The sequence below is a fragment of the Nocardia seriolae NBRC 15557 genome, from assembly GCF_007990715.1.
GTDB classification, from domain to species: Bacteria; Actinomycetota; Actinomycetes; order Mycobacteriales; family Mycobacteriaceae; genus Nocardia; species Nocardia seriolae.
Window position 1 is genome coordinate 1 of the sequence record NZ_BJWY01000062.1, and the last position, 18,542, is coordinate 18,542.

An 18,542-nucleotide genomic window follows, 5' to 3' on the forward strand; every position below is an offset into this window, starting at 1 on the left:
AGTACTAACCCTCATGTCCGGTAGCGCTCTCACGTCCGGTAATAGCGCGGCCCGCGGGGTCCGAAGCCGCGTCGCCCGCGCGAGGCGGCGAGGAAGAACAGGAACGGCAGCAGGAAGAACGGCAGGTGCGTCAACACCGTGAACCCGAGGGCGAACACCAGGAACACCGCCGCCGCGACCGGCACGACCGGCACCGGCCGCCGCGGCATCGGGGCCGGGGCGAGCAGCTGCGGGGCGGGCGGCTGCGGCCGGGGCAGATCGCCGAAGAGCACCGTCAGCTCGCCCGCGGTCTTGGCGGCGTAGGCCCGGCCCACCCGGTCGTCGTATTCGGCGACGTCGAGCCGGCCGGCCGCGAAATGTTCGCCCAGCGCCGCGGCGGCCTGCTCGCGTTCCGCGGTGCCGACGCGGATTTCGGGCGGCCCGTAGACCGCGGGGTCGAATTCGCTCATGACAATCCGCCTCATGGGAGGGAAGCAATCTCGTTGTCCGCCAGCGTAGGCGCGTTTTCCACGGCGCGCCTGCACCCGTCGGCGTAATCCGCGCTACGCCTGCCGACGTACGCCGGGCGCGGCGTGTTCGGCGGCCAGCGCGGCGAATTCGGCGACCCGCGGATGGTCGTTGCCGCTGCGCCAGACCAGCAGCACCCGGGCCGCGGCCAGACCGGTCAACGGCACGAACGCCACCTCCGGGTGGGCGAAGTAGGTGGGCATGGCGGTGGTGGTCGCGAAGACCGCGTCGGTATGGGCGACGGCCGAGAGCATTTCGGGTTCGGTGCGCGCGGGCGCGGCCTGCGGGATCGGGCGTCCGGACGGGGTGAAAGCGGGCGGCCAGAAGCCGCGCGCGAATTCGGGACTGACGCCGGGGTGCGGGCCGATCACCCGCAGTTCCGCCAGCTGTTCGATATCGATGGAGTCGTGCCGGGACCAGGGGTGGCTGCGGGCGATGGCCAGCAGCCGCGGGAACACCGCCAGCTCCGGGCCCACGGTCAGATCCGGCTGTTCGACCGGGGCGAGGGAGATCTGGACGTCCACCTCGCCGCGGCGCAGCGGCCCGTAGATATCGGTCCAGGACAGCTGGGTGAGCGTGACCGGGCATTCCCGGTGCCGCGCCCGGAACTGCGTCATCGCCGCGTCCAGCGTGTGGCCGTAGGGCCCCAGGAACCCGACGCGCAATCCGCGTGCGGCGGTACGGGTCTCGTCGATGGCCTGCCGCAGGTCGGCGAAGGCCGGGCGGATGCGCGTCACCAGATGTTCGCCCAGCGGGTTCAGCGCGACCCGGCGGCTGGTGCGTTCGACAAGTCGTCGCCCGATGCGCCGTTCCAGACTCCGGATCAACTGGCTGACCCGGGGCTGCGAGAGCCCCAGCCGCGCGGCGGTGCGGCCGAAGTGCAACTCCTCGGCCAAGACCAGGAACGCCTCCAGTTCGGCGGGGTCGACGCGGCTCTCGCGGAAGGATTCATCGATCAGCATTTCTTATCGATTGTCCAGGATTTGCCCATTGATGGAAATCCGACACGTGCCCGATGCTGGATCGGTCAGTGATGCGCGGTGTTTGCTGGCAGTGCACGCCGCCCCGCTGACCGCCCGCTGACCCGAGCGGAACGACTACGGGAGACGTCGTGCGACCGCGAGGGGTGTCGGACGGCCGTGTCCCGGAAGCAGTCAGATGCCGCCGTGCGCCGCGACCGCGCGCACGGCGGCATCGGCCTGGGTGTAGGCCGCGGCCGCGAGCCGCTCCAGCAGGGCCAGTTTGATCTGCGGGGCCTGGCTGGTGAGCCGGTCGAAGCGCGCGGGCGGCAGCACCGCCACCCGGACCGTGGTCTCGGCGTAGACGTCATTGGCGTAGGGAACGCTTGCGAGCATCGAGGTCTCGCCGAAGGACATGCCCGGGGTGAGGGTGATCAGCCGGTGGCGACGCCGGTCGCGGTCGGTGAAGGTGAACCGGACCCGGCCGTCGAGAATCAGGAACAGCCCGCAGCGCGGACTGTCGCGGGCCACGATGAGTTCGCCGCGCGCGATGGTGCGGGTCTCGAATTCCTTTGCCAGCAGCGCGCGTTCGTCGTCGGGCATATCGGCCAGCGCCGGATGCCGGTCGATGGTCAGGGCGGCGGGGCACTCCTGGCCGGGCGGTCGGTGCGCGTCGAGGATGAGTTGTTCGCACCATTCGGTGGCCGCGTCGCGATCGATGAACACCCGCCCGCGCGGATCGTCGGGCACCAGGCTCGAAACCAGATGGCCCAGCTTGCCGTCGGGATCCACCAGGGCCACCCGGCAACCGGCGGCGGCCAGTTCGGCCTCCAGATCGTCGAACATGCGAACCGCGATCGGGCTCACGTCGCCGACCTCGCGCAGATCCAGCACCAGCGCCTCGAGCTCGGTCGCGGAATCCTCCACGGTGCGCACGGTCGATTCCGCACCGGCGAACAACAGGTCGCCGTGCAGTTCGAAGATCCGTGCGCGATCACCGAATTCGTGCAGCACCGCCAGTTCGTCGGCGTCGCGGCGCAGCCGTGAGGGCGCATCGGCCACCGAGTAGGCGGCGCGGATCGCGGTGTGCGCGGCCCGGGTCACGTGCAGGAAGTGCAGGCCGAGCCGGTTCGACAGTTCCCGGCACGCCTTCACCCCGCGCACGCTGCTGCCGTGCGCGTCCAGCCGGGGCGAGTGGACCGCGATGCCGATCTGCCCGGGTAGCACGGCCAGGATCCCGCCGCCCACACCGCTTTTCGCGGGCAGCCCGACCGTGGTCACCCAGTCGCCCGCCGAGTCGTACATGCCGCAGGTGGTCATGACCGAGAGCACCTGCTCGACCAGCGGCCGCGTCAGCGCGCGTTCCCGGGTCAGCGGATTCACCCCGTTGTTGGCCAGCGTCGCGGCCATCAGCGCGAGATCGCGGCAGGTGACATCGATCGAGCACTGCCGGAAGTAGCGGTCCACCGCCTCGTCCGGATCGATGTCGATGATCCCGGCCCCGCGCAGCAGATACCCGATGGCGCGATTGCGGTACCCGGTGCGCGCCTCGGAGGCGTACACCGCCTCGTTCATGCTCAGCTCGCGTCCGGCGAATCGGCTGTAGCTGCGCCGGATTCGGGCGAACCGGTCGGCCGCGTCCGTCCCCTCGATCAGCGAGGCCGCCGCGATGGCCCCGGCATTGATCATGGGATTGCGCGGCCGCTGTGTCACGGGGTCCAGACTGATTTCCGCGAACGGTTCCCCCGAGGGCTCCACATCGATGCGCTCGGCCACCGCCGCGGGCCCCCGATCGGCCAGGGCCAGCGCGTATGTGAACGGCTTGGAGATCGACTGAATGGTGAAGGCGGTGTCCAGATCTCCGCTCCCGTACACCCGCCCGTCCGCGGTAGCCAGGCAGATGCCGAACGAATCGGGTTGCACCGCCGCCAGTTCCGGAATGTAGTCGGCCAGCGTTCCCGATGTGTCAGCTCGGCACAGCTCGTAGACTTCGTCGATGATGCGGGCCACGACGCCGCCGGAGGGGACCACCGGGCCACTGTAACCGGCGTAACGTGTGTTGAGCCTCACATCTGCTGCGATGTCGCAGGTGACATTCGTTCCTGGAATTGGGGGCCGACGAGGGCTCCGTAGACTGTTGCAATCACAGGAGACATCCGGAGGGAGCAATAGCCGTGGGAGTGCTTTCCCGGGTCGATACGCCCGAGGACCTGCGCCGGCTGTCGGTGGGGGAACTGCACGAGCTGGCCGAGGAGATTCGCGAATTCCTGGTGCGGAAGGTCGCCGTCACCGGCGGGCACCTGGGTCCGAACCTCGGGGTCGTGGAGCTGACCATCGCGTTGCACCGCGTTTTCGACTCGCCCGCCGACCCGATCATCTTCGACACCGGGCATCAGGCGTACGTGCACAAGATCCTCACCGGTCGTAAGGACGGGTTCGACACGCTGCGCAAGGAAGGCGGGCTGTCGGGGTATCCGTGCCGGGCCGAGAGCGTCCACGACTGGGTGGAGTCCTCGCACGCGTCGGCCTCGCTGTCCTACGCCGACGGTCTCGCCAAGGCGTTCGCGCTGACCCGGCAGAAGCGGCACGTGGTCGCGGTCGTCGGGGACGGCGCGCTGACCGGCGGCATGTGCTGGGAGGCGTTGAACAATATCGCCGCCGGGCAGGATCGCTCGGTCGTCGTGGTGGTCAACGACAACGGCCGTTCCTACGCACCGACCATCGGCGGTCTGGCCGAGCGGCTGGCCGGGTTGCGCACCCAGCCCGCCTACGAGCACGCGCTCGACGCCACCAAACGGATCGTGCAGAGCATTCCGCGCGTGGGGGATTCGGCGTACTCGATGCTGCACGCCATCAAGACCGGCATCAAGGACGCGGTCGCGCCGCAGGAGCTGTTCAGCGATCTCGGGCTCAAGTACGTGGGCCCGGTCGACGGCCACGATCAGGTGCAATTGGAGGCCGCGCTCAAGCGCGCCAAGGACTTCGGCGGTCCGGTCATCGTGCACGCGGTGACGCAGAAGGGCCGCGGGTACAAACCGGCCGAGGATCACGAGGCCGATCAGATGCACGCCATCAACCAGATCGACCCGGAGACCGGTGAGCCGCTGGGCGGCCCGTCCGCGCCGAGCTGGACCTCGGTGTTCTCCAAGGAACTCATCGCCCAGGCCGAGCAGCGCGACGACATCGTCGCCATCACCGCCGCCATGCCGGGCCCGACCGGGCTGACACCGTTCGGAAATCGCTTCCCGGACCGCATGTTCGACGTCGGCATCGCCGAACAGCACGCCATGACCTCCGCGGCCGGTATGGCCCTGGGCGGGCTGCACCCGGTGGTCGCCATCTACTCGACCTTCCTCAACCGGGCCTTCGATCAGCTGCTCATGGATGTGGCGCTGCTCAAGCTCCCGGTCACGCTGGTGCTCGACCGCGCGGGCATCACCGGCGACGACGGGGCCTCGCACAACGGCATGTGGGACCTGTCGGTGCTGGGCATCGTTCCCGGCATCCGGGTCGCCGCCCCGCGCGACGCCGCCCGGCTGCGTGAGGAATTGGGGGAGGCGCTGCACATCAGCGACGGCCCCACCGCCATCCGTTTCCCGAAGGGCACTGCGATCGAAGAGATTCCGGCCGTGGAGCGTTTCGAGGGCGTGGATGTGCTGCGCCTGCCCGATGTGCCCGACGCCGCCTCCTATTCGGCGCACGCCGATGTGCTGCTGATCGCGGTCGGACCGTTCGCCGAGCTCGCCCTGAAGGTCGCGGATCTGCTGGAGGCCGAAGGGGTTTCGGTCACCGTGGTGGACCCGCGCTGGGTGCTGCCGGTGTCCGACACCCTGGTCAAGATGGCCGAGAACCACCGCCTCGTGGTCACCCTCGAGGACAGTGGCCTGCACGGCGGCATCGGTTCCACCGTCTCGGCCCGGCTCCGCAGCTCGGGCGTGGACGTCCCGGCCCGCGATCTCGGTGTGCCGCAGCAGTTCCTGGACCACGCCCTGCGCTCGAAGATCCACCAGGAGCTCGGCCTGACCCCCGGCGAGGTCGCCCAGCGCGTGCACGTCTGGCTGGGCGCGACCGACACCTCCGCCAGCGAGATCGAGGACGCGCTGCTCCCCGCCGTCGAGTAGCGGTCCCGCCGCACGGCCACGGACCCGCGATCACACCGATCGCGGATCCGTTTTCTATGTGGAGCTGGACTTCTCGCGTAGATTCTGTAACAGGTTACAGTTTCTGGTCAGGAGTTCGGATGTCGTTTGTGCTTGTCGAGAAGCCGCGTCCCCAGATCGCGTTGGTCACGTTGAATCGGCCGGAGCGGATGAATGCCATGGCGTTCGACGTCATGGTGCCGCTGCGCGAGACCCTCGAGGATGTGGCGGCCGACAACGAGGTGCGGGTGGTGGTGCTCACCGGGGCCGGGCACGGGTTCTGCTCGGGCGCGGATCTCCAGCACGCGGGCAAGGTGCCGGGGGTGGAGGGTTTGACGCGCACCAGCATCGCGCGCCGCTCCATGACGCTGCTCGACAATGTCATGCTCACCATCAAGCGCATGCATCAGCCGGTGATCAGCGCCATCAACGGCGCGGCCATCGGCGGCGGCTTCTGCCTGGCCATGGGCACCGACATCCGAATCGCTTCGGAGGACGCCTATTTCCGCGCCGCGGGCATCAACAACGGCCTCACCTCCGCCGAACTCGGCATCAGCTACACCCTGCCCCGCGCCATCGGCACCACCCGCGCCTTCGAGATCATGCTCACCGGCCGCGATGTCGACGCCGCGGAAGCCGAACGCGTCGGCATCGTCTCCCGCGTCGTCCCCGCCGACAAACTCCTCGAGGCCGCCTACGACACCGCCGACCAGATCATCCGCTGGTCCCGAGTCGGCGGCGAACTCACCAAACGCCTGCTCTGGAACGGGCTGGAGGCAGGCTCTTTCGAATCCCACATGCAGAACGAGGGCCTGGCCCAGCTCTACGTCCGCCTCACCACCGACAACTTCGACGAGGCCATCCGAGCCCGCCGCGACCGCCGCTCACCCGACTTCCGCGACTGAGCGGCGACTCCGTCCTTTGACGCCCCTGCGCGCCGAGGGGCGGAGATGCCCAGGCCGGAGTGGTTGCGCCTCAGCCGATGCGGCGCAGGGATCGGGATTGGGTGTGCATTCCTGAACTTGTTTCTGCGACGTCGGGTCGGGGGTCGTCGGTCAGCCCAGGTGTCCGGACGGTGTCGAGTACGAGCTGCCGGGCTGGAGCAGACTGCTGCCGGAGCCGATGCTGCCGCCGCCACCGCAGCCGCCCTGCTGGGGCTGGTGCGGGGTCGGCGCTCCGGGGGGTGCGGCTACGACGGTCACCGTTACCGAGTCCGTCGTGGTGGCAAGGTTGAACAGGCCGCTGTAGGAGCTCGTGGACAGGGTGTGGGTTCCGGTGGTGAGCGGTACCCAGGTGACCGAGTACTGGCTGCCGCCGAGGCAGGCGCCGTTGTCGTAGAAGTCGCTGGTGGGAGGGGTGGCACTGGTGCCGTCGTAGGGCGCGAAGAAGGTATAGCTCTGTCCGACGACGAAAGATGCTGGAGGCGTGCATGTTACGCTCGAGCAGTCGCGTATCTCGATGCCGTGGAGACCGGCGCTGGCGAGGCCGGGGGAGAGCGCGGCGAGGGTTGCGGTGACGCCGACAAGGGTTGCGGCCCAGGCGAAGTGGCGGGTGCGATGGCGGGCGACATGCATGTGTGGACTCCTGTTCGTCCCCCCTGCCCGGGGGTCGACAGAATCCAACTTTCACCTACTGTGAAATGAGTCCACTTCAGAAAACTGTTGTGCCCCAACTTACTTGGGCGATATTTCCGTGGTCAGTCCTTCGGGTAGAGGGCTTCGCTCAGGCGGGGGACGGCGAGTTCGCGTTGCCAGGGGCGCGCGCCGCCCGCGGCGAGGTAGTCCTCGATGAGGCCGGGGGCCTCGCCGTTGGTGGCGGACTTGGGCAGGCCGTCCCAGCACATGCGGCGCAGCAGGTCCGGAGTCAGGAGGTTTTCGACCGGGATGGAGACCTCGGTGGAGAGGTCGGTCATGGCGGCGCGGGCGCGCTGGAGACGGGCGGCGGCGGCCGGGTCGCGGCGCTCCCAGCGGTTGACCGGGGGTGGGCCGTCGAACGGCTGGGTCAGCGGAGGGAGTTCGGAGTCGGGCAGGGCGCGGGCGCGTTCGACCGCGCCGAGCCATTCGCGAGAGTAGCGGCGCTGGCGCGGGCCGCCGAAGATCGGCAGGGTGCGCAGCTGGGCGATGGACTTGGGCTCGTTGGTGGCGGCGGCCACGATCGCCGAGTCCGGCAGGATGCGGGCGGGGGCGACATCGCGCAGGCGGGCCAGGCGGTCGCGGGTGGTCCATAGTTCGCGGACGATGGCGAGCTGGCGGGTGCGGCGCAGGGTGTGGATGCCGGAGGTGCGCCGCCAGCGGTCGGACTTGGGGGCCGACTGTTCGGCGCTGCGCACGTGCTCGAATTCCTGTGCGGCCCAGTCGGATTTGCCCTGCTCGGCCAGGTCGGCGGCGACCGCGTCGCGCAGCTCGATGAGTAACTCGACATCGAGGGCGGCGTAGTTGAGCCAGTCGTCGGGCAGCGGGCGGGTGGACCAGTCGGCCGCGCCGTGGCCCTTCTTGAGCTCGCGGCCGAGCAGCTTCTCCACCATGGCGGCCAGGCCGACGCGCTCGTAGCCCGCCAGGCGGCCGCCGAGTTCGGTGTCGAAGAGCCGGGCCGGGTACAGACCGAGTTCGGCCAGTCCGGGCAGATCCTGCTCGGCGGAGTGCAGCACCCACTCCAGATCGTTGATGGCCGCGGCGAGCGGTTCCAGATCCCCGTCCACCGGAATCGGGTCGATCAGGAAGCTGCCCGCGCCCTCGCGGCGCAACTGGATCAGATAGGCGCGATTGGAGTAGCGGAACCCGGAGGCGCGCTCGGCGTCGACCGCGAGCGGTCCGGTTCCGGCGGCCAGTGCGCGGGCCGCGTCGGCCACTTCGGCGGCGCTGTCCAGTACCGGCGGTACACCGTCCACTGGCGCGAGCAACGGTACCGCGGCAGTGGCTTCGGGCTCATCTGGTACGGACATGGTCTTGAACTCTACGGGTAGGGCAGGGGCGAGCCGCGTCACGTCGGTGAAACGACCGGCCGTGACACTGCGTCGGGCCATCGGGAATCGTACGTCGGGCCCGCCGATTTCGTTGCAGTACAGACGTTCTCGCAGGCAAGGGGCGATTTTCCAGGTGGGGGCGCAATTATTCGTCGCCCTCGCCGCGGCGCACGTCCAGCCGGGTTACCCCGGCGGGCGGTAAGCCGGCCGCGTAGGCGAGCACCTCGCAGAAGGCCTCCACGTGCGGTCGCATCAGGGTGTCGGTGACGGTCCACGACGCCCGCAGTTCGAGTTGATGCGCGCGCGGCGGTCCGGCGATGTCGCCGTAGCGCACCGAGCTGGTCGAGGTGACCGTGCCGCCCAGCGCGGTGAACGGGGCGCGCGAGTCGAGGGCGTCGACCAGCCAGCTCCACGCCACCTCCGGCAGCAGCGGGTCGGCGGCGAGGGCGGAGTCGATGTCGGCCTGGATGTAGGCCACCAGGCGGAAGACGCCGTGCCAGGCTTCCTGCCCGGCCGGGTCGTGCAGCAGGATCAACCGGCCGAAGGCGTCGCCGTCGGAGTCGACGGGCACCACATTGGCGTCGGGACGGGTGACTTCCGCGCCCAGTGCGTACGAGTAGGGGGCGAGGCGCTGCGGCGGGCGGATCGGTGCCAGCTCGATTCGAGGATGCACGGATGCGGTTCCCATGGCCTCGACCGCGGCGCGGAACCGGGCTGGTTCTTCGGGCTCCGGGTTGGGGGCTGCGCCGTCACGGAAGTCGAGCGGTGTCACGAATGGCACCGTAGACCTCTCGGGAGCTCGGTGGTGCGAGGCGCGCCGCCGGGGGCCTTTACGATGGGCGGTGATGAGTACTCACACCCGCCGCCTGCTGGCCGATGCCCCGTTCCTTGCCGCCGCCACCGGTGGCGTGCCGCATCGGCGTCCGGTGTGGTTTATGAGACAGGCCGGTCGGTCCCTTCCGGAGTACCGGAAGGTGCGTGCCGGAATCGGCATGCTGGAATCGTGTTTCGATCCGGAGCTGGTGTGCGAGATCACCATGCAGCCGGTCCGCCGCCACGATGTGGACGCGGCAATCCTGTTCTCCGACATCGTGGTTCCGCTCAAGGCCGCGGGCATCGACCTCGACATCGTGGCCGGTGTCGGCCCGGTCGTGGCCGAGCCCATCCGCAGCGTCGAGGACGTGCGCAAGCTGCCGCGCCTGCGCCGCGAGGAAGTGGGCGCGATCACCGCGGGGGTGAAGCTGCTGCTCGACGAGCTCGACAACGTGCCGCTCATCGGATTCGCCGGTGCCCCGTTCACTTTGGCGTCCTACCTGGTCGAGGGCGGGCCCAGCAAGAACCACGAGCGCACCAAGGCGATGATGCTCGCCGACCCGGAGACCTGGCACCAGCTGCTGGGCGTGCTCACCGACATCACCATCGAATTCCTGCGCGCCCAGATCGAGGCGGGCGTGGACGCGGTGCAGCTCTTCGACTCCTGGGCGGGCGCGCTGAGCCTGGCCCAGTACCGCGAATTCGTGCTGCCGCACTCCGAACGCGTCTTCGCCGAGATCGCCTCGGCGGGCGTGCCGCGCATTCACTTCGGCGTCGGCACCGGAGAACTGCTGGGCGCCATGGGCGAAGCGGGCGCGGACGTCGTCGGCGTCGACTGGCGCATCCCGCTGCCCGAAGCCGCCCGCCGCGTCGGCCCCGGAAAAGCCTTGCAGGGCAACCTCGATCCCGCCGTCCTCTTCGCGGACCCGGCCGCCATCGAATCCGAGGTGCGCCGCATCGCCCACGAGGCCGACGAGGCAATCACTTTGGGCGCCAAGGGCCACATCTTCAACCTCGGCCACGGCGTCCTCCCCGACACCGACCCCACCGTCATCACCGAAACGGTCGCCCTGATCCACAGCCTCCCGTCCCCGCTCTGACCCGAGACCCGGGGCGGGCGGAAGGGGCCGCCGAACACCGTCGGTCCGATCCTGAGCGCCGGGCCGGGCGCGGCAATCCGCGCGCCGCACGGCTCGCCGGACGAACGGGCGGTGGGCCGCCGCGGCCCCGCCGGACCGGCGATCCGGGGCGGCGTCAATCACGTTTCATCGCGCGGGTTTTCCGCGAGGACGTGCACTGCCTCCGCTCCGGCCGCTGAAAGGTCTGGTCAGGCTGGTTTCCTGGGCGTCGGTCCGAGCCGCTGCGGGAGCGGCACCCGAGGCGGGCAGGCCCGGTGGCGGGAGTAGGTTGGCGGGAAAAGCGGCTCGACATCGAGAGTCGGGTCGCGGGCTGCGAGGTGTGTCCGGCCGCGGCCCCGACGAGGTGACGAGGAGTGGTCGATGCGGGTCGCGGTGGTCGGTGGTGGCATCAGTGGGCTGGTGGCCGCGTATCGGGTGCGTAAGGCGCTCGGAGACGCGGCGGAACTGGTGTTGATCGAGCGCCGGGACCGGGTCGGGGGAATTCTGCGGACCGTGGAGATCGAGGGGGATCCGGTCGATCTGGGGGCCGAGGCGTTCGTGGGGCGGCGGCCCGAGATTCCGGAGTTGATGGGGGAGTTGGGGATCGGGGATCAGCTCGTTTATCCGGCGGGGAAGCGGCCGCTGGTGTGGTCGCAGGGGAGCGGGCATCGGCTGCCGGAGCGGACGCTGATGGGGATTCCGGGCGCGGCCGAATCGGTTGCGGGACTGGTGGATGCGCAGACCCTGGCGGTGATCGCGGACGAGCCGAACCGGCCGATGGCGTGGCAGCCGGGTGGTGACGTATCGGTGGGGGAGCTGGTGCGGGATCGGTTCGGGGAGCAGGTGGTCCGGCGCAGCGTCGATCCGCTGCTCGGCGGAGTGTATGCGGGACTGGCGGATTCGATCGGCGTGCGGGCCGCGCTGCCCCCGCTGGCCGCCGCCCTCGATCGCGGCGCGACCAGCCTGACGCAGGCGGTGTCGGACGCGCTGCCGGCGCCGGGCCCGACGCCGGTCTTCGGCGGCATCCGCGACGGCTACCGCGTCCTGCTCGACGCCCTGCGCGAAGCCGCCGATGTGAAGGTTGAAATAGGTACGGCCGCAACAGGTCTCACCCACACCGCGGCCGGCTGGCGGCTGGACCCGGTCGGCGAGGTCGACGCCGTGATCCTCGCGACCCCCGCCCCGGTCACCGCCGAACTCCTGCGCGGGGTGGCCCCGGAGGCCGCTGAACTCGCCGCGGGCATCGAGCTGGCTTCCTCCGCCGTTGTCGCCATGGCCCTCCCGGCCGAAACGGCCCTCCCCGACAACTCCGGCATCCTGGTCGCCACCGGTGAGCCGTTGCGCGCCAAGGCTTTCACGCTCTCCAGCCGCAAATGGCCGCACCTGGCCGCCCGCGACGTAGCCTTGGTCCGAGCGTCTTTCGGCCGCTTCGGGGACGATTCCCCGCTGTCCTGGCCCGACGACGACCTCATCGAGGCCGCCGTCGAAGACCTCGCCACCGTCACCGGCCTCGAGATCCGGCCCCTGCGCACCTTCGTGCAACGCTGGCCCGGTGGCCTGCCGCAATACGCTCCCGGCCACACCACCCGGATCGCCGATCTGCGTTCCGCCACAGCCGATCTCCCCGGCCTGGCCCTGGCCGGTGCCTACCTCGACGGTGTCGGCGTCCCCGCCTGCGCCGCGTCCGGCACCGTGGCCGCAGCTCGCATCGCCGAGCATCTGGCCTGATCCACACCGACCGCACCACTCATCCAACCCCGGCATGGAGGCCCTGGCCATCCCGAGGCGCGGTTGATTGCGGAGGTTCAGCCGATCACGAGGTCGCTGGGGTCCGTGTTGGCGCCGCAGATGATGACGGCCACTCGTTCGCCCGGGGTGGGAACGTATGCGCCGGAGAGCAATGCGGCCAGGGCGGTGGCCGCGGCGTGTTCGACGGCGAGGCGGCGGCAGTCCCACAGGGTTTGGCGGGCGGCGATGATCTGCTTGTCGGTGACCAGCACCGAGCGGACGTCGCCCTCGGCGGCGGCGGACAAGGCCATCGGGGTGATGCGGCGCGCGCCGAGCGCATCGGCTGCGACGGAGTCGATTTCGACGTCCACGGGCTCGCCCGCCTCGAGGGCGGCGCTGAAGGCGCGGCAGCGTTCGGGTTCGACCGCGACCACGCGGACCCCGTGATGGTTGGCCGAGACCGTGATTCCGGTCAGCAGGCCCCCGCCGCCGACCGCCACCACCACGGTGTCGAGATCCGGTATCTGCGCGACGATTTCGTCGAGCAGCGTGCCCGCGCCCGCCGCGACGTAGGGGTCGTCATAGGCGTGCGAGCGCAACGCCCCGCTGGCGGCGGCGAAGCGTTCGCATTCGGCGGCCGCGTCGGCGTAGGCGTTGCCGCCGCTGAGCACCTGGGCCCCCAGCGCCCGCAGTCGCGCCACCTTCACCACGGGTGCGGTGTCGGGCAGGAAGACGGTGGCGGCGGAGTCGATCAGCCGGGCCGCCCACGCGCACGCCACGCCCGCGTTCCCGCCGGAGGCGATGGTGATCCCCACCCGGGGCAGCGTTCCCTGTTCCCGCTGCGCCAGTACGAAATTGGCGGCCCCGCGCGCCTTGAAACTGCCGGTGTGCTGCATGTGCTCGAGCGCGAACCAGACCTCTCCGGCGACGGGGACGGTGTCGGCGTCCGCCCGCGCCGTCACCACCGGTCGGATGTGTCCGGTGATGCGTGCGGCAGCCGCCGTCACCTCGGCATATGTCGGATGCACTTGCGCTTCTTTCGTTTTCGTCGATGAATTGCTCCCGGCTCCCCGGCCGGTTCGACCCCCTGAATACACTGTAACTTACACTGGACTCATGCCCAGGAACTCGAAGTCGCTCGACGAGGCGACACCGGAGGCCATCGCCCGGGCCGGGTTGGAGATCATCGAAACCCGTGGGGCCGCCGAACTGAGTTTCCGCGCCATCGCCACCGACCTGCGGGTCTCGCACACCACCGTGGTGCGCAGGGGCGGCGGCGATTTCAACGGCCTGCTCGACCTGCTGGCCGACCACCTGGCCCTGGACCTGCCCGAGATCCCGCCCGGCTGCGGCGACTGGGCGCACGCCACCGAACGCCGCTTCGTGGCCTGGTACACCCTGCTCACCGCCCACCCCGGCCTGGTGATGCTGCGCGGCCCGCGCCCCTGGGTGGGCCCGCGCCTGCTGGCTCGCCTCACCGAACCGCAACTGGCCGACAATATTTCGCTGGGCCTGAGCCCCGCCGCGGCGTTCCGGGCCTACCGCGAGTGCTACCTCTACACCCTGGGCTGCGCGGGCCTGGTCGAGCACCGCGACCGCAAACCGGCGCAGCTGCGCACCCGCGCGGGACTGGCGGCCCTCGACCCGGCCGAATACCCGGTGATGGCAACCCATCTGGACACCATCAGCAAACTGCTCACCAGCGACGAGGTCTTCCACGACGGCCTGCGCCGCCTGATCGCCTCCTGGGCCGTCTGATCCGAGCGAGCCGGGCGAACCTGCGATCCGAATCACCATGTCCGCCCTGCCCGATTCCGGCCGGATTTCGGCGCAGTGGCACGATGGGTGCCATGGCGCGACTCGACTACAAGGCACTCAACGACACCATCCGCTACCTCATGTTCTCGGTGTTCCAGGTGGAGCCCGGCGAGCTCGGTGACAACCGCGAGGCGGTGATCAAGGAGGCCCGCGCCTTCTTCGATTCCCTCGAAGAGCGCGGTGTCGTGGTGCGCGGTATCTACGATGTCGCCGGCCTGCGCGCCGACGCCGACTTCATGATCTGGTGGCACGCGGAGAAGATCGAGGATCTCCAGGCCGCCTACGCCGACTTCCGCCGCATCACCGAGCTGGGCCAGATCTCCAACCCGGTCTGGAGCCAGGCCGCCCTGCACCGGCCGGCCGAGTTCAACAAGTCCCACATCCCGGCCTTCCTCGCGGGCGAGGAGGCGGGCAACTACATCTGCGTGTACCCGTTCGTGCGCTCCTACGACTGGTACCTGCTCCCCGACGAGGAGCGCCGCAAGATGCTGGCCGATCACGGCAAGGCTGCCCGCGATTATCCGGACGTGCGCGCCAACACGGTGGCCTCCTTCGCGCTGGGCGACTACGAGTGGATCCTCGCCTTCGAGGCCCCCGAACTGCACCGCATCGTGGATCTGATGCGCGACCTGCGCGCCACCGAGGCGCGTCGCCATGTGCGCGAGGAGATTCCGTTCTTCACCGGGCCGCGGGTGGAGCTGGACAAGCTCATCAACGCCTTGCCGTAGGCGATCGGGGGCCCTGCCGTAGGCGATCGGGGGCCCTCTCGCCAGCGCGCGGCGGGCGTTGCCCTGAGGTAACGGCAAGGCTGCCCGCACAATTCGGGGCATGCGCGGATTCGCGCATGCCCCATAGTCTTTCTGCGATTCGATCAGCTGCCGCTGTCCGAGGGGTGCAGTCGCAGTGAGATCGAGTTGATGCAGTAGCGCTTGTCCGTGGGCGTCGGGTAACCCTCGCCCTCGAACACGTGCCCCAGATGACTGTGGCAGCTCGCGCACAGCACCTCGACGCGGCGCATCCCCAGCGAATCGTCCGCCCGCAGCACCACCGCGTCCGAGTCGGCCGGATCGAAGAACGACGGCCACCCGCAGTGCGAATGGAATTTCTCGCCGCTGCGGAACAATTCGGCCCCGCAGGCCCGGCAGGAGTAGACGCCCTCGGTCTCGGTGTCGGTGTATTCGCCCGTGAACGCGCGCTCGGTGCCCGCCTCCCGCAGCACCCGGTACTCCTCCGGGCTCAGCTTGGCCCGCCACTGCTGCGGGGTCAGCTGGATGCGGGGGACAGCGTCTTCGCTCGGGGTGCTCGAGGTGTCAGCATCGGAACTCATGGCTCCACGCTAATACGTGCGGCTGCGCGCTAGATGGCGGCAGCGGCCCGGGTGCGCGGCGCGACGGCGTCCTCGACCTCGGCGGTGGCCCATTCCGGGTGCATCCAGGCCGGATCCAGCGATTTGCCGACCTGTAGCCGTCCCTCACGCTTGGCGGCCAGGTAGCGGTCGCCGAGCACACAGAACGCCACAATGAGCAGCAGTCCCCACCCGAAGGTGGTGCGCAGGTACTCGAGATCGCGCCCGAGGCTCTGCCAGCGGTCCGACAGCCACTTGTCGTAGGACATGAATCCGAAGATCGCCAGCCACGCCGGCCAGTTGCGCAGCAGTGAATTGCGCTGCACCACGGTCATCAGCATGGGGAACAGGAACATCGAGTAGTACATCTGGCCCAGCGAGCCCAGCAGCATGACGGCGGTGATCAGGATGCCGGAGGTGTTGCAGACGTAGAACACCTCGTCCTCGCGGTAGTACCGGTACAGCAGCCACAGCGAGATCAGCACCAGGATGCCCATCACGATGCGAATGGTCCAGGTCAGCCACTCCGCGACACCGTAGTACCCGGCATTGCCGACGATGGCGCTGTTGAAGTAGTCCCGCGCCTCCATCAGGTACGGCAGCGTGTGGGTGAAGAACGCCTTGTAGTCCACGATCAGCGGCCAGGCGATCAGGTTCAGCGCCACCGGAATACCCAGGGCGGTGATGAACACCTTCCACTGCCCGCGCACCAGCGGAATCAGCAGCAGCGGCACCAGCAACGGCCCCTTCACCGCGATGGTCAACCCCAATGCCACACCGGCCCAAAGATCTTTGCGCTTCAGGATCAGGTGCAGGTAGGCCATCATCGCCAGGAACAGGCAGCCGTTGATATTGGTGAAGCCCAGCGTGTTCGTCACCGTCTCCGACACGAACATGGCCAGCAGCAGCGCGGGCGCGGCCACCGAGTTCAGCGTGTAGTCGAACAGTCGCAGCAGCAGATACCAGGCCAGCAGCAGCGCAACGGCATTCACCAGAATGAAGCCCCACCGCGACTTCTCCGGATCGAGAATGGCCAGCGGCGAGATCAGCAGCGTCCCACTCGGCGGATACAGATACGCCGGATCGGTCGAGCTGAAGTTCGCGTCGTACACGGCCCGCTTGTTCAAGAACGCCAGCGACGCGTTGTACACCGGCGTGAAGTCATTGGTGACGTGATAGTTGACAGCGTTGATGAACACCCGATGGATCACGGTGAGAATCGCGACCGGCCACAGCGCGAAGTTCAATACCTCGGCGGTGGTGCGAGCGGTACGGGGCTCGAGCTGTCGAAGGAACACTCGGGCACGGTACACCGAAACCCCCCGGTCTACTCGCCCCGACCCGCCCTAGGTGTCGCGTGGCGCACGCTGCGGCCCCCACCCCGATAACTCCCCCAACCGACCCCTAATGCCCAACCGAGTCAAGCGCTCCGCGCCCCCGCCGCCCGGTGACCCGGCTCACTGCGCGCGCGTCGATCCGGCGGATTCCGCGCGGTCGCGCCTGTGCTGTTCTCGGCGTACATCGGTGCGCCAACCGATCTCGCACCGGATACGCCCGAGGCGGCGGAACGGTCAGGCGGGGCAGGCGGTGCCGTCGGCGGGGAGTTTGGCGGATTTGAGGTAGTCGGTGAGAGCTTGCTGGGCGCAGCCGGAGTGGGCGAAGGCGGGGTGGCCCCAGCCCTGCCAGACCACGGTGGCGGGGCGTGCGCCGGCGTTGGTGAGAGCGCCGGTGACGGTGGGGCGGCCGTCCTGGCCGACCACGGGATCGGCGCTGCCGCCGAGGACCAGGACGGGGAGCTCGAGCTTCTCGGGGCGGGCGAGGGGGGCGGCGGCGGGCCAGGAGGAGCAGGTCATCAGGTCGATGGCGGCCACCTTGCCGAAGATCGGATACTGGGTGGCCCAGGCGGTTTCGAGTTCCTTGGCCTTGACCGGGGTGGAGGGCTCGTGGTTGTCGCTGCAACGGTTGACGAATTCGCCGTCGGTGGCGATGGCGGCGGCGCGCAGCACGAACGGGGTGAGTGGGGCGCGGTCGCCGCGGCCGAGGGCCGAGAGCGCGTCGGCGAATTCGGTGATCTGCGGATTGCCCTGTGTGCGTGAGTCACCCAGGAACCCGGTCAGGGTGGTGACCAGCGCCGACGCCGACAGTTCGCCGAATTGCCCGGCGCCGGCGCGGTTCACGAGGTCGATGACCGCGGCCCGCGGATCGGCCCCGAGCGAGCACTTGAGCGAGGCGCAGCGCTGCGCGTACGCGGTGAGCGCGGCCTCCTGTCCCTTGACCCGCTGCTCGGCGCGCCCATTGGCGTCGAGTCCCACGGCCTGCGGCGAATCCAGCACCAGCCGACCCAGATGCTGCCCGTACTTGCGTGCGTAGTTGAGCGCCACATTGGCCCCGGTGCCGGTGCCCATCAGCGCGAGGTGATCGACCTGCAACTGCTTGCGCAGCTGCTCGATGTCGTCGGCGGCGTGCGGCGCGTCCCACACGCCCTGTTCGGGAGCCAGGAAGTCGAGGCAGGCGACCGCGGCCTCGCGGCCGAGACCGCTCATGGCGTCCACGGGATCGGTTCCGCCCCTGGTGAATTGGCCCTGGTCGGCAATGATCCGCCGCTGCTGGTCGGTCATGCAGGTGATCGGCACCGAGCTGCCGATGCCGCGCCGGTCCACCGCGATGATGGGCCGCACCGCCAGCAGCGCGCTGGCGTTGCCGGCCGCCAGCCCGGCGAGGGTGGCCGTCGAGGACCGGTCGTTGCCGGAGGTCAGGATGAGCGGTGCGGCGTCCTTGGGGGTGCGGTCATAGCGGGCTCGGATGGCCGAGTTCTTGAAGTTCCCGGGCACGGTTGCGGCCACGTCCTTCTGCGCCGGGTATTCGGCGCATTCGAGCACCAGCCCCTGCGGCGGCGCGCCCAGCGACAGCAGGTTGAAGGTCGGCACCGTGCAGTCGCGCCAGTTCAACTCGACCTTGGGCACCTCGGGCGCGGGCGGGACGGCGTCGGCGGGCGCGGTGCTGACCTCGGCACCGGCCTGATGCGGCTGGTCCACGGCGACGGCGGGCCGGTTCGACGGCCCGGCCCCGCAGGCGGTGGTCACCAATACCGACAGTGTCGACGCCAGCAGAGCGGCCCGAGTCCAGCGCATGCGCTACAGCCTGCCAGGTCCG

Annotated in this window: 16 protein-coding genes; 6 read left to right on the plus strand and 10 right to left on the minus strand. The window is 69.6% G+C overall.

The annotated features are described in order from the left end of the window. Positions 1-29 precede the first annotated feature (29 nt). The 3 genes from NS2_RS19310 to glsA all read right to left on the minus strand — a co-directional run bounded on the left by NS2_RS19310 (position 30) and on the right by glsA (position 3,497). Positions 30-449: a DUF1707 SHOCT-like domain-containing protein gene (locus NS2_RS19310; RefSeq protein ID WP_033089328.1), complete on the minus strand. Its 420-nt coding sequence runs from the start codon at positions 447-449 to the stop codon at positions 30-32. A 93-nt stretch (positions 450-542) separates the two neighbouring features. Further along, positions 543-1,469, minus strand: a complete 927-nt coding sequence (locus NS2_RS19315) for a LysR family transcriptional regulator (protein ID WP_036546374.1) — start codon at positions 1,467-1,469, stop codon at positions 543-545. A 192-nt stretch (positions 1,470-1,661) separates the two neighbouring features. After that, positions 1,662-3,497: a glutaminase A gene (glsA, locus tag NS2_RS19320; protein ID WP_033089330.1), complete on the minus strand. Its 1,836-nt coding sequence runs from the start codon at positions 3,495-3,497 to the stop codon at positions 1,662-1,664. Positions 3,498-3,640: 143 nt separating this feature from the next. Here glsA and dxs point away from each other — a divergent pair, with 143 nt between their 5' ends. Together dxs and NS2_RS19330 are read left to right on the plus strand one after the other, a co-directional pair. Beyond that, on the plus strand, positions 3,641-5,587 hold the full coding sequence (gene dxs, locus NS2_RS19325) for a 1-deoxy-D-xylulose-5-phosphate synthase (RefSeq protein ID WP_045438238.1): 1,947 nt from the start codon (positions 3,641-3,643) through the stop codon (positions 5,585-5,587). A gap of 119 nt (positions 5,588-5,706) precedes the next feature. Beyond that, on the plus strand, positions 5,707-6,510 hold the full coding sequence (locus NS2_RS19330) for an enoyl-CoA hydratase (RefSeq protein ID WP_033089331.1): 804 nt from the start codon (positions 5,707-5,709) through the stop codon (positions 6,508-6,510). 150 nt (positions 6,511-6,660) lie between these two features. On the opposite strand, the gene NS2_RS19335 is transcribed toward NS2_RS19330, so the two are convergent. From NS2_RS19335 to NS2_RS19345, 3 genes are all read right to left on the minus strand, one after another. Beyond that, entirely contained in the window at positions 6,661-7,179 is a 519-nt protein-coding gene (locus tag NS2_RS19335; protein ID WP_033089332.1) for a hypothetical protein, read from the minus strand. A 122-nt stretch (positions 7,180-7,301) separates the two neighbouring features. Further along, the gene (locus NS2_RS19340) at positions 7,302-8,546 is read right to left on the minus strand and encodes a ribonuclease D (protein WP_033089348.1); all 1,245 of its coding nucleotides are present in this window, start codon (positions 8,544-8,546) and stop codon (positions 7,302-7,304) included. A gap of 166 nt (positions 8,547-8,712) precedes the next feature. Continuing rightward, positions 8,713-9,339, minus strand: coding sequence for a DUF3000 domain-containing protein (locus NS2_RS19345; RefSeq protein ID WP_033089333.1), 627 nt, complete (start codon positions 9,337-9,339; stop codon positions 8,713-8,715). Between the two features lie 73 nt (positions 9,340-9,412). On the opposite strand from NS2_RS19345, the gene hemE reads away from it, so the two are divergent. Continuing rightward, on the plus strand, positions 9,413-10,480 hold the full coding sequence (gene hemE / locus NS2_RS19350) for a uroporphyrinogen decarboxylase (RefSeq protein ID WP_033089334.1): 1,068 nt from the start codon (positions 9,413-9,415) through the stop codon (positions 10,478-10,480). A gap of 399 nt (positions 10,481-10,879) precedes the next feature. Then, a complete protein-coding gene (locus NS2_RS19355) occupies positions 10,880-12,226 on the plus strand; it encodes a protoporphyrinogen oxidase (protein ID WP_033089335.1) in 1,347 nt (448 codons plus the stop codon). 77 nt (positions 12,227-12,303) lie between these two features. Here NS2_RS19355 and NS2_RS19360 read toward each other — a convergent pair whose 3' ends face one another. Continuing rightward, on the minus strand, positions 12,304-13,254 hold the full coding sequence (locus NS2_RS19360; RefSeq protein ID WP_033089336.1) for a serine/threonine dehydratase: 951 nt from the start codon (positions 13,252-13,254) through the stop codon (positions 12,304-12,306). Positions 13,255-13,342: 88 nt separating this feature from the next. Here NS2_RS19360 and NS2_RS19365 point away from each other — a divergent pair, with 88 nt between their 5' ends. Together NS2_RS19365 and hemQ are read left to right on the plus strand one after the other, a co-directional pair. Next, on the plus strand, positions 13,343-13,984 hold the full coding sequence (locus NS2_RS19365; RefSeq protein WP_033089337.1) for a TetR/AcrR family transcriptional regulator C-terminal domain-containing protein: 642 nt from the start codon (positions 13,343-13,345) through the stop codon (positions 13,982-13,984). A 92-nt stretch (positions 13,985-14,076) separates the two neighbouring features. Beyond that, complete coding sequence (gene hemQ, locus NS2_RS19370) at positions 14,077-14,772, plus strand: hydrogen peroxide-dependent heme synthase (protein WP_033089349.1); 696 nt, start codon at positions 14,077-14,079, stop codon at positions 14,770-14,772. A gap of 143 nt (positions 14,773-14,915) precedes the next feature. Here the strand turns inward: hemQ and msrB are convergent, their stop codons facing one another. From msrB to NS2_RS19385, 3 genes are all read right to left on the minus strand, one after another. Then, entirely contained in the window at positions 14,916-15,371 is a 456-nt protein-coding gene (msrB, locus tag NS2_RS19375) for a peptide-methionine (R)-S-oxide reductase MsrB (protein ID WP_052086716.1), read from the minus strand. A gap of 29 nt (positions 15,372-15,400) precedes the next feature. Beyond that, positions 15,401-16,687 (minus strand): glycosyltransferase family 87 protein, encoded by a 1,287-nt coding sequence (locus NS2_RS19380; protein ID WP_045438240.1) that lies wholly within the window; start codon positions 16,685-16,687, stop codon positions 15,401-15,403. Between the two features lie 273 nt (positions 16,688-16,960). Continuing rightward, positions 16,961-18,520 (minus strand): alpha/beta hydrolase, encoded by a 1,560-nt coding sequence (locus NS2_RS19385; RefSeq protein WP_033089339.1) that lies wholly within the window; start codon positions 18,518-18,520, stop codon positions 16,961-16,963. Positions 18,521-18,542 lie beyond the last annotated feature (22 nt).

Coding starts and splice junctions, on each gene's coding strand:
- NS2_RS19310 (WP_033089328.1), bottom strand. CDS start 449: ATGAGCGAATTCGACCCCGCGGTCTACGGGCCGCCCGAAATCCGCGTC.
- NS2_RS19315 (WP_036546374.1), bottom strand. CDS start 1,469: ATGCTGATCGATGAATCCTTCCGCGAGAGCCGCGTCGACCCCGCCGAA.
- NS2_RS19330 (WP_033089331.1), top strand. CDS start 5,707: ATGTCGTTTGTGCTTGTCGAGAAGCCGCGTCCCCAGATCGCGTTGGTC.
- NS2_RS19335 (WP_033089332.1), bottom strand. CDS start 7,179: ATGCATGTCGCCCGCCATCGCACCCGCCACTTCGCCTGGGCCGCAACC.
- NS2_RS19340 (WP_033089348.1), bottom strand. CDS start 8,546: ATGTCCGTACCAGATGAGCCCGAAGCCACTGCCGCGGTACCGTTGCTC.
- hemE (WP_033089334.1), top strand. CDS start 9,413: ATGAGTACTCACACCCGCCGCCTGCTGGCCGATGCCCCGTTCCTTGCC.
- NS2_RS19355 (WP_033089335.1), top strand. CDS start 10,880: ATGCGGGTCGCGGTGGTCGGTGGTGGCATCAGTGGGCTGGTGGCCGCG.
- NS2_RS19365 (WP_033089337.1), top strand. CDS start 13,343: ATGCCCAGGAACTCGAAGTCGCTCGACGAGGCGACACCGGAGGCCATC.
- hemQ (WP_033089349.1), top strand. CDS start 14,077: ATGGCGCGACTCGACTACAAGGCACTCAACGACACCATCCGCTACCTC.
- msrB (WP_052086716.1), bottom strand. CDS start 15,371: ATGAGTTCCGATGCTGACACCTCGAGCACCCCGAGCGAAGACGCTGTC.
- NS2_RS19385 (WP_033089339.1), bottom strand. CDS start 18,520: ATGCGCTGGACTCGGGCCGCTCTGCTGGCGTCGACACTGTCGGTATTG.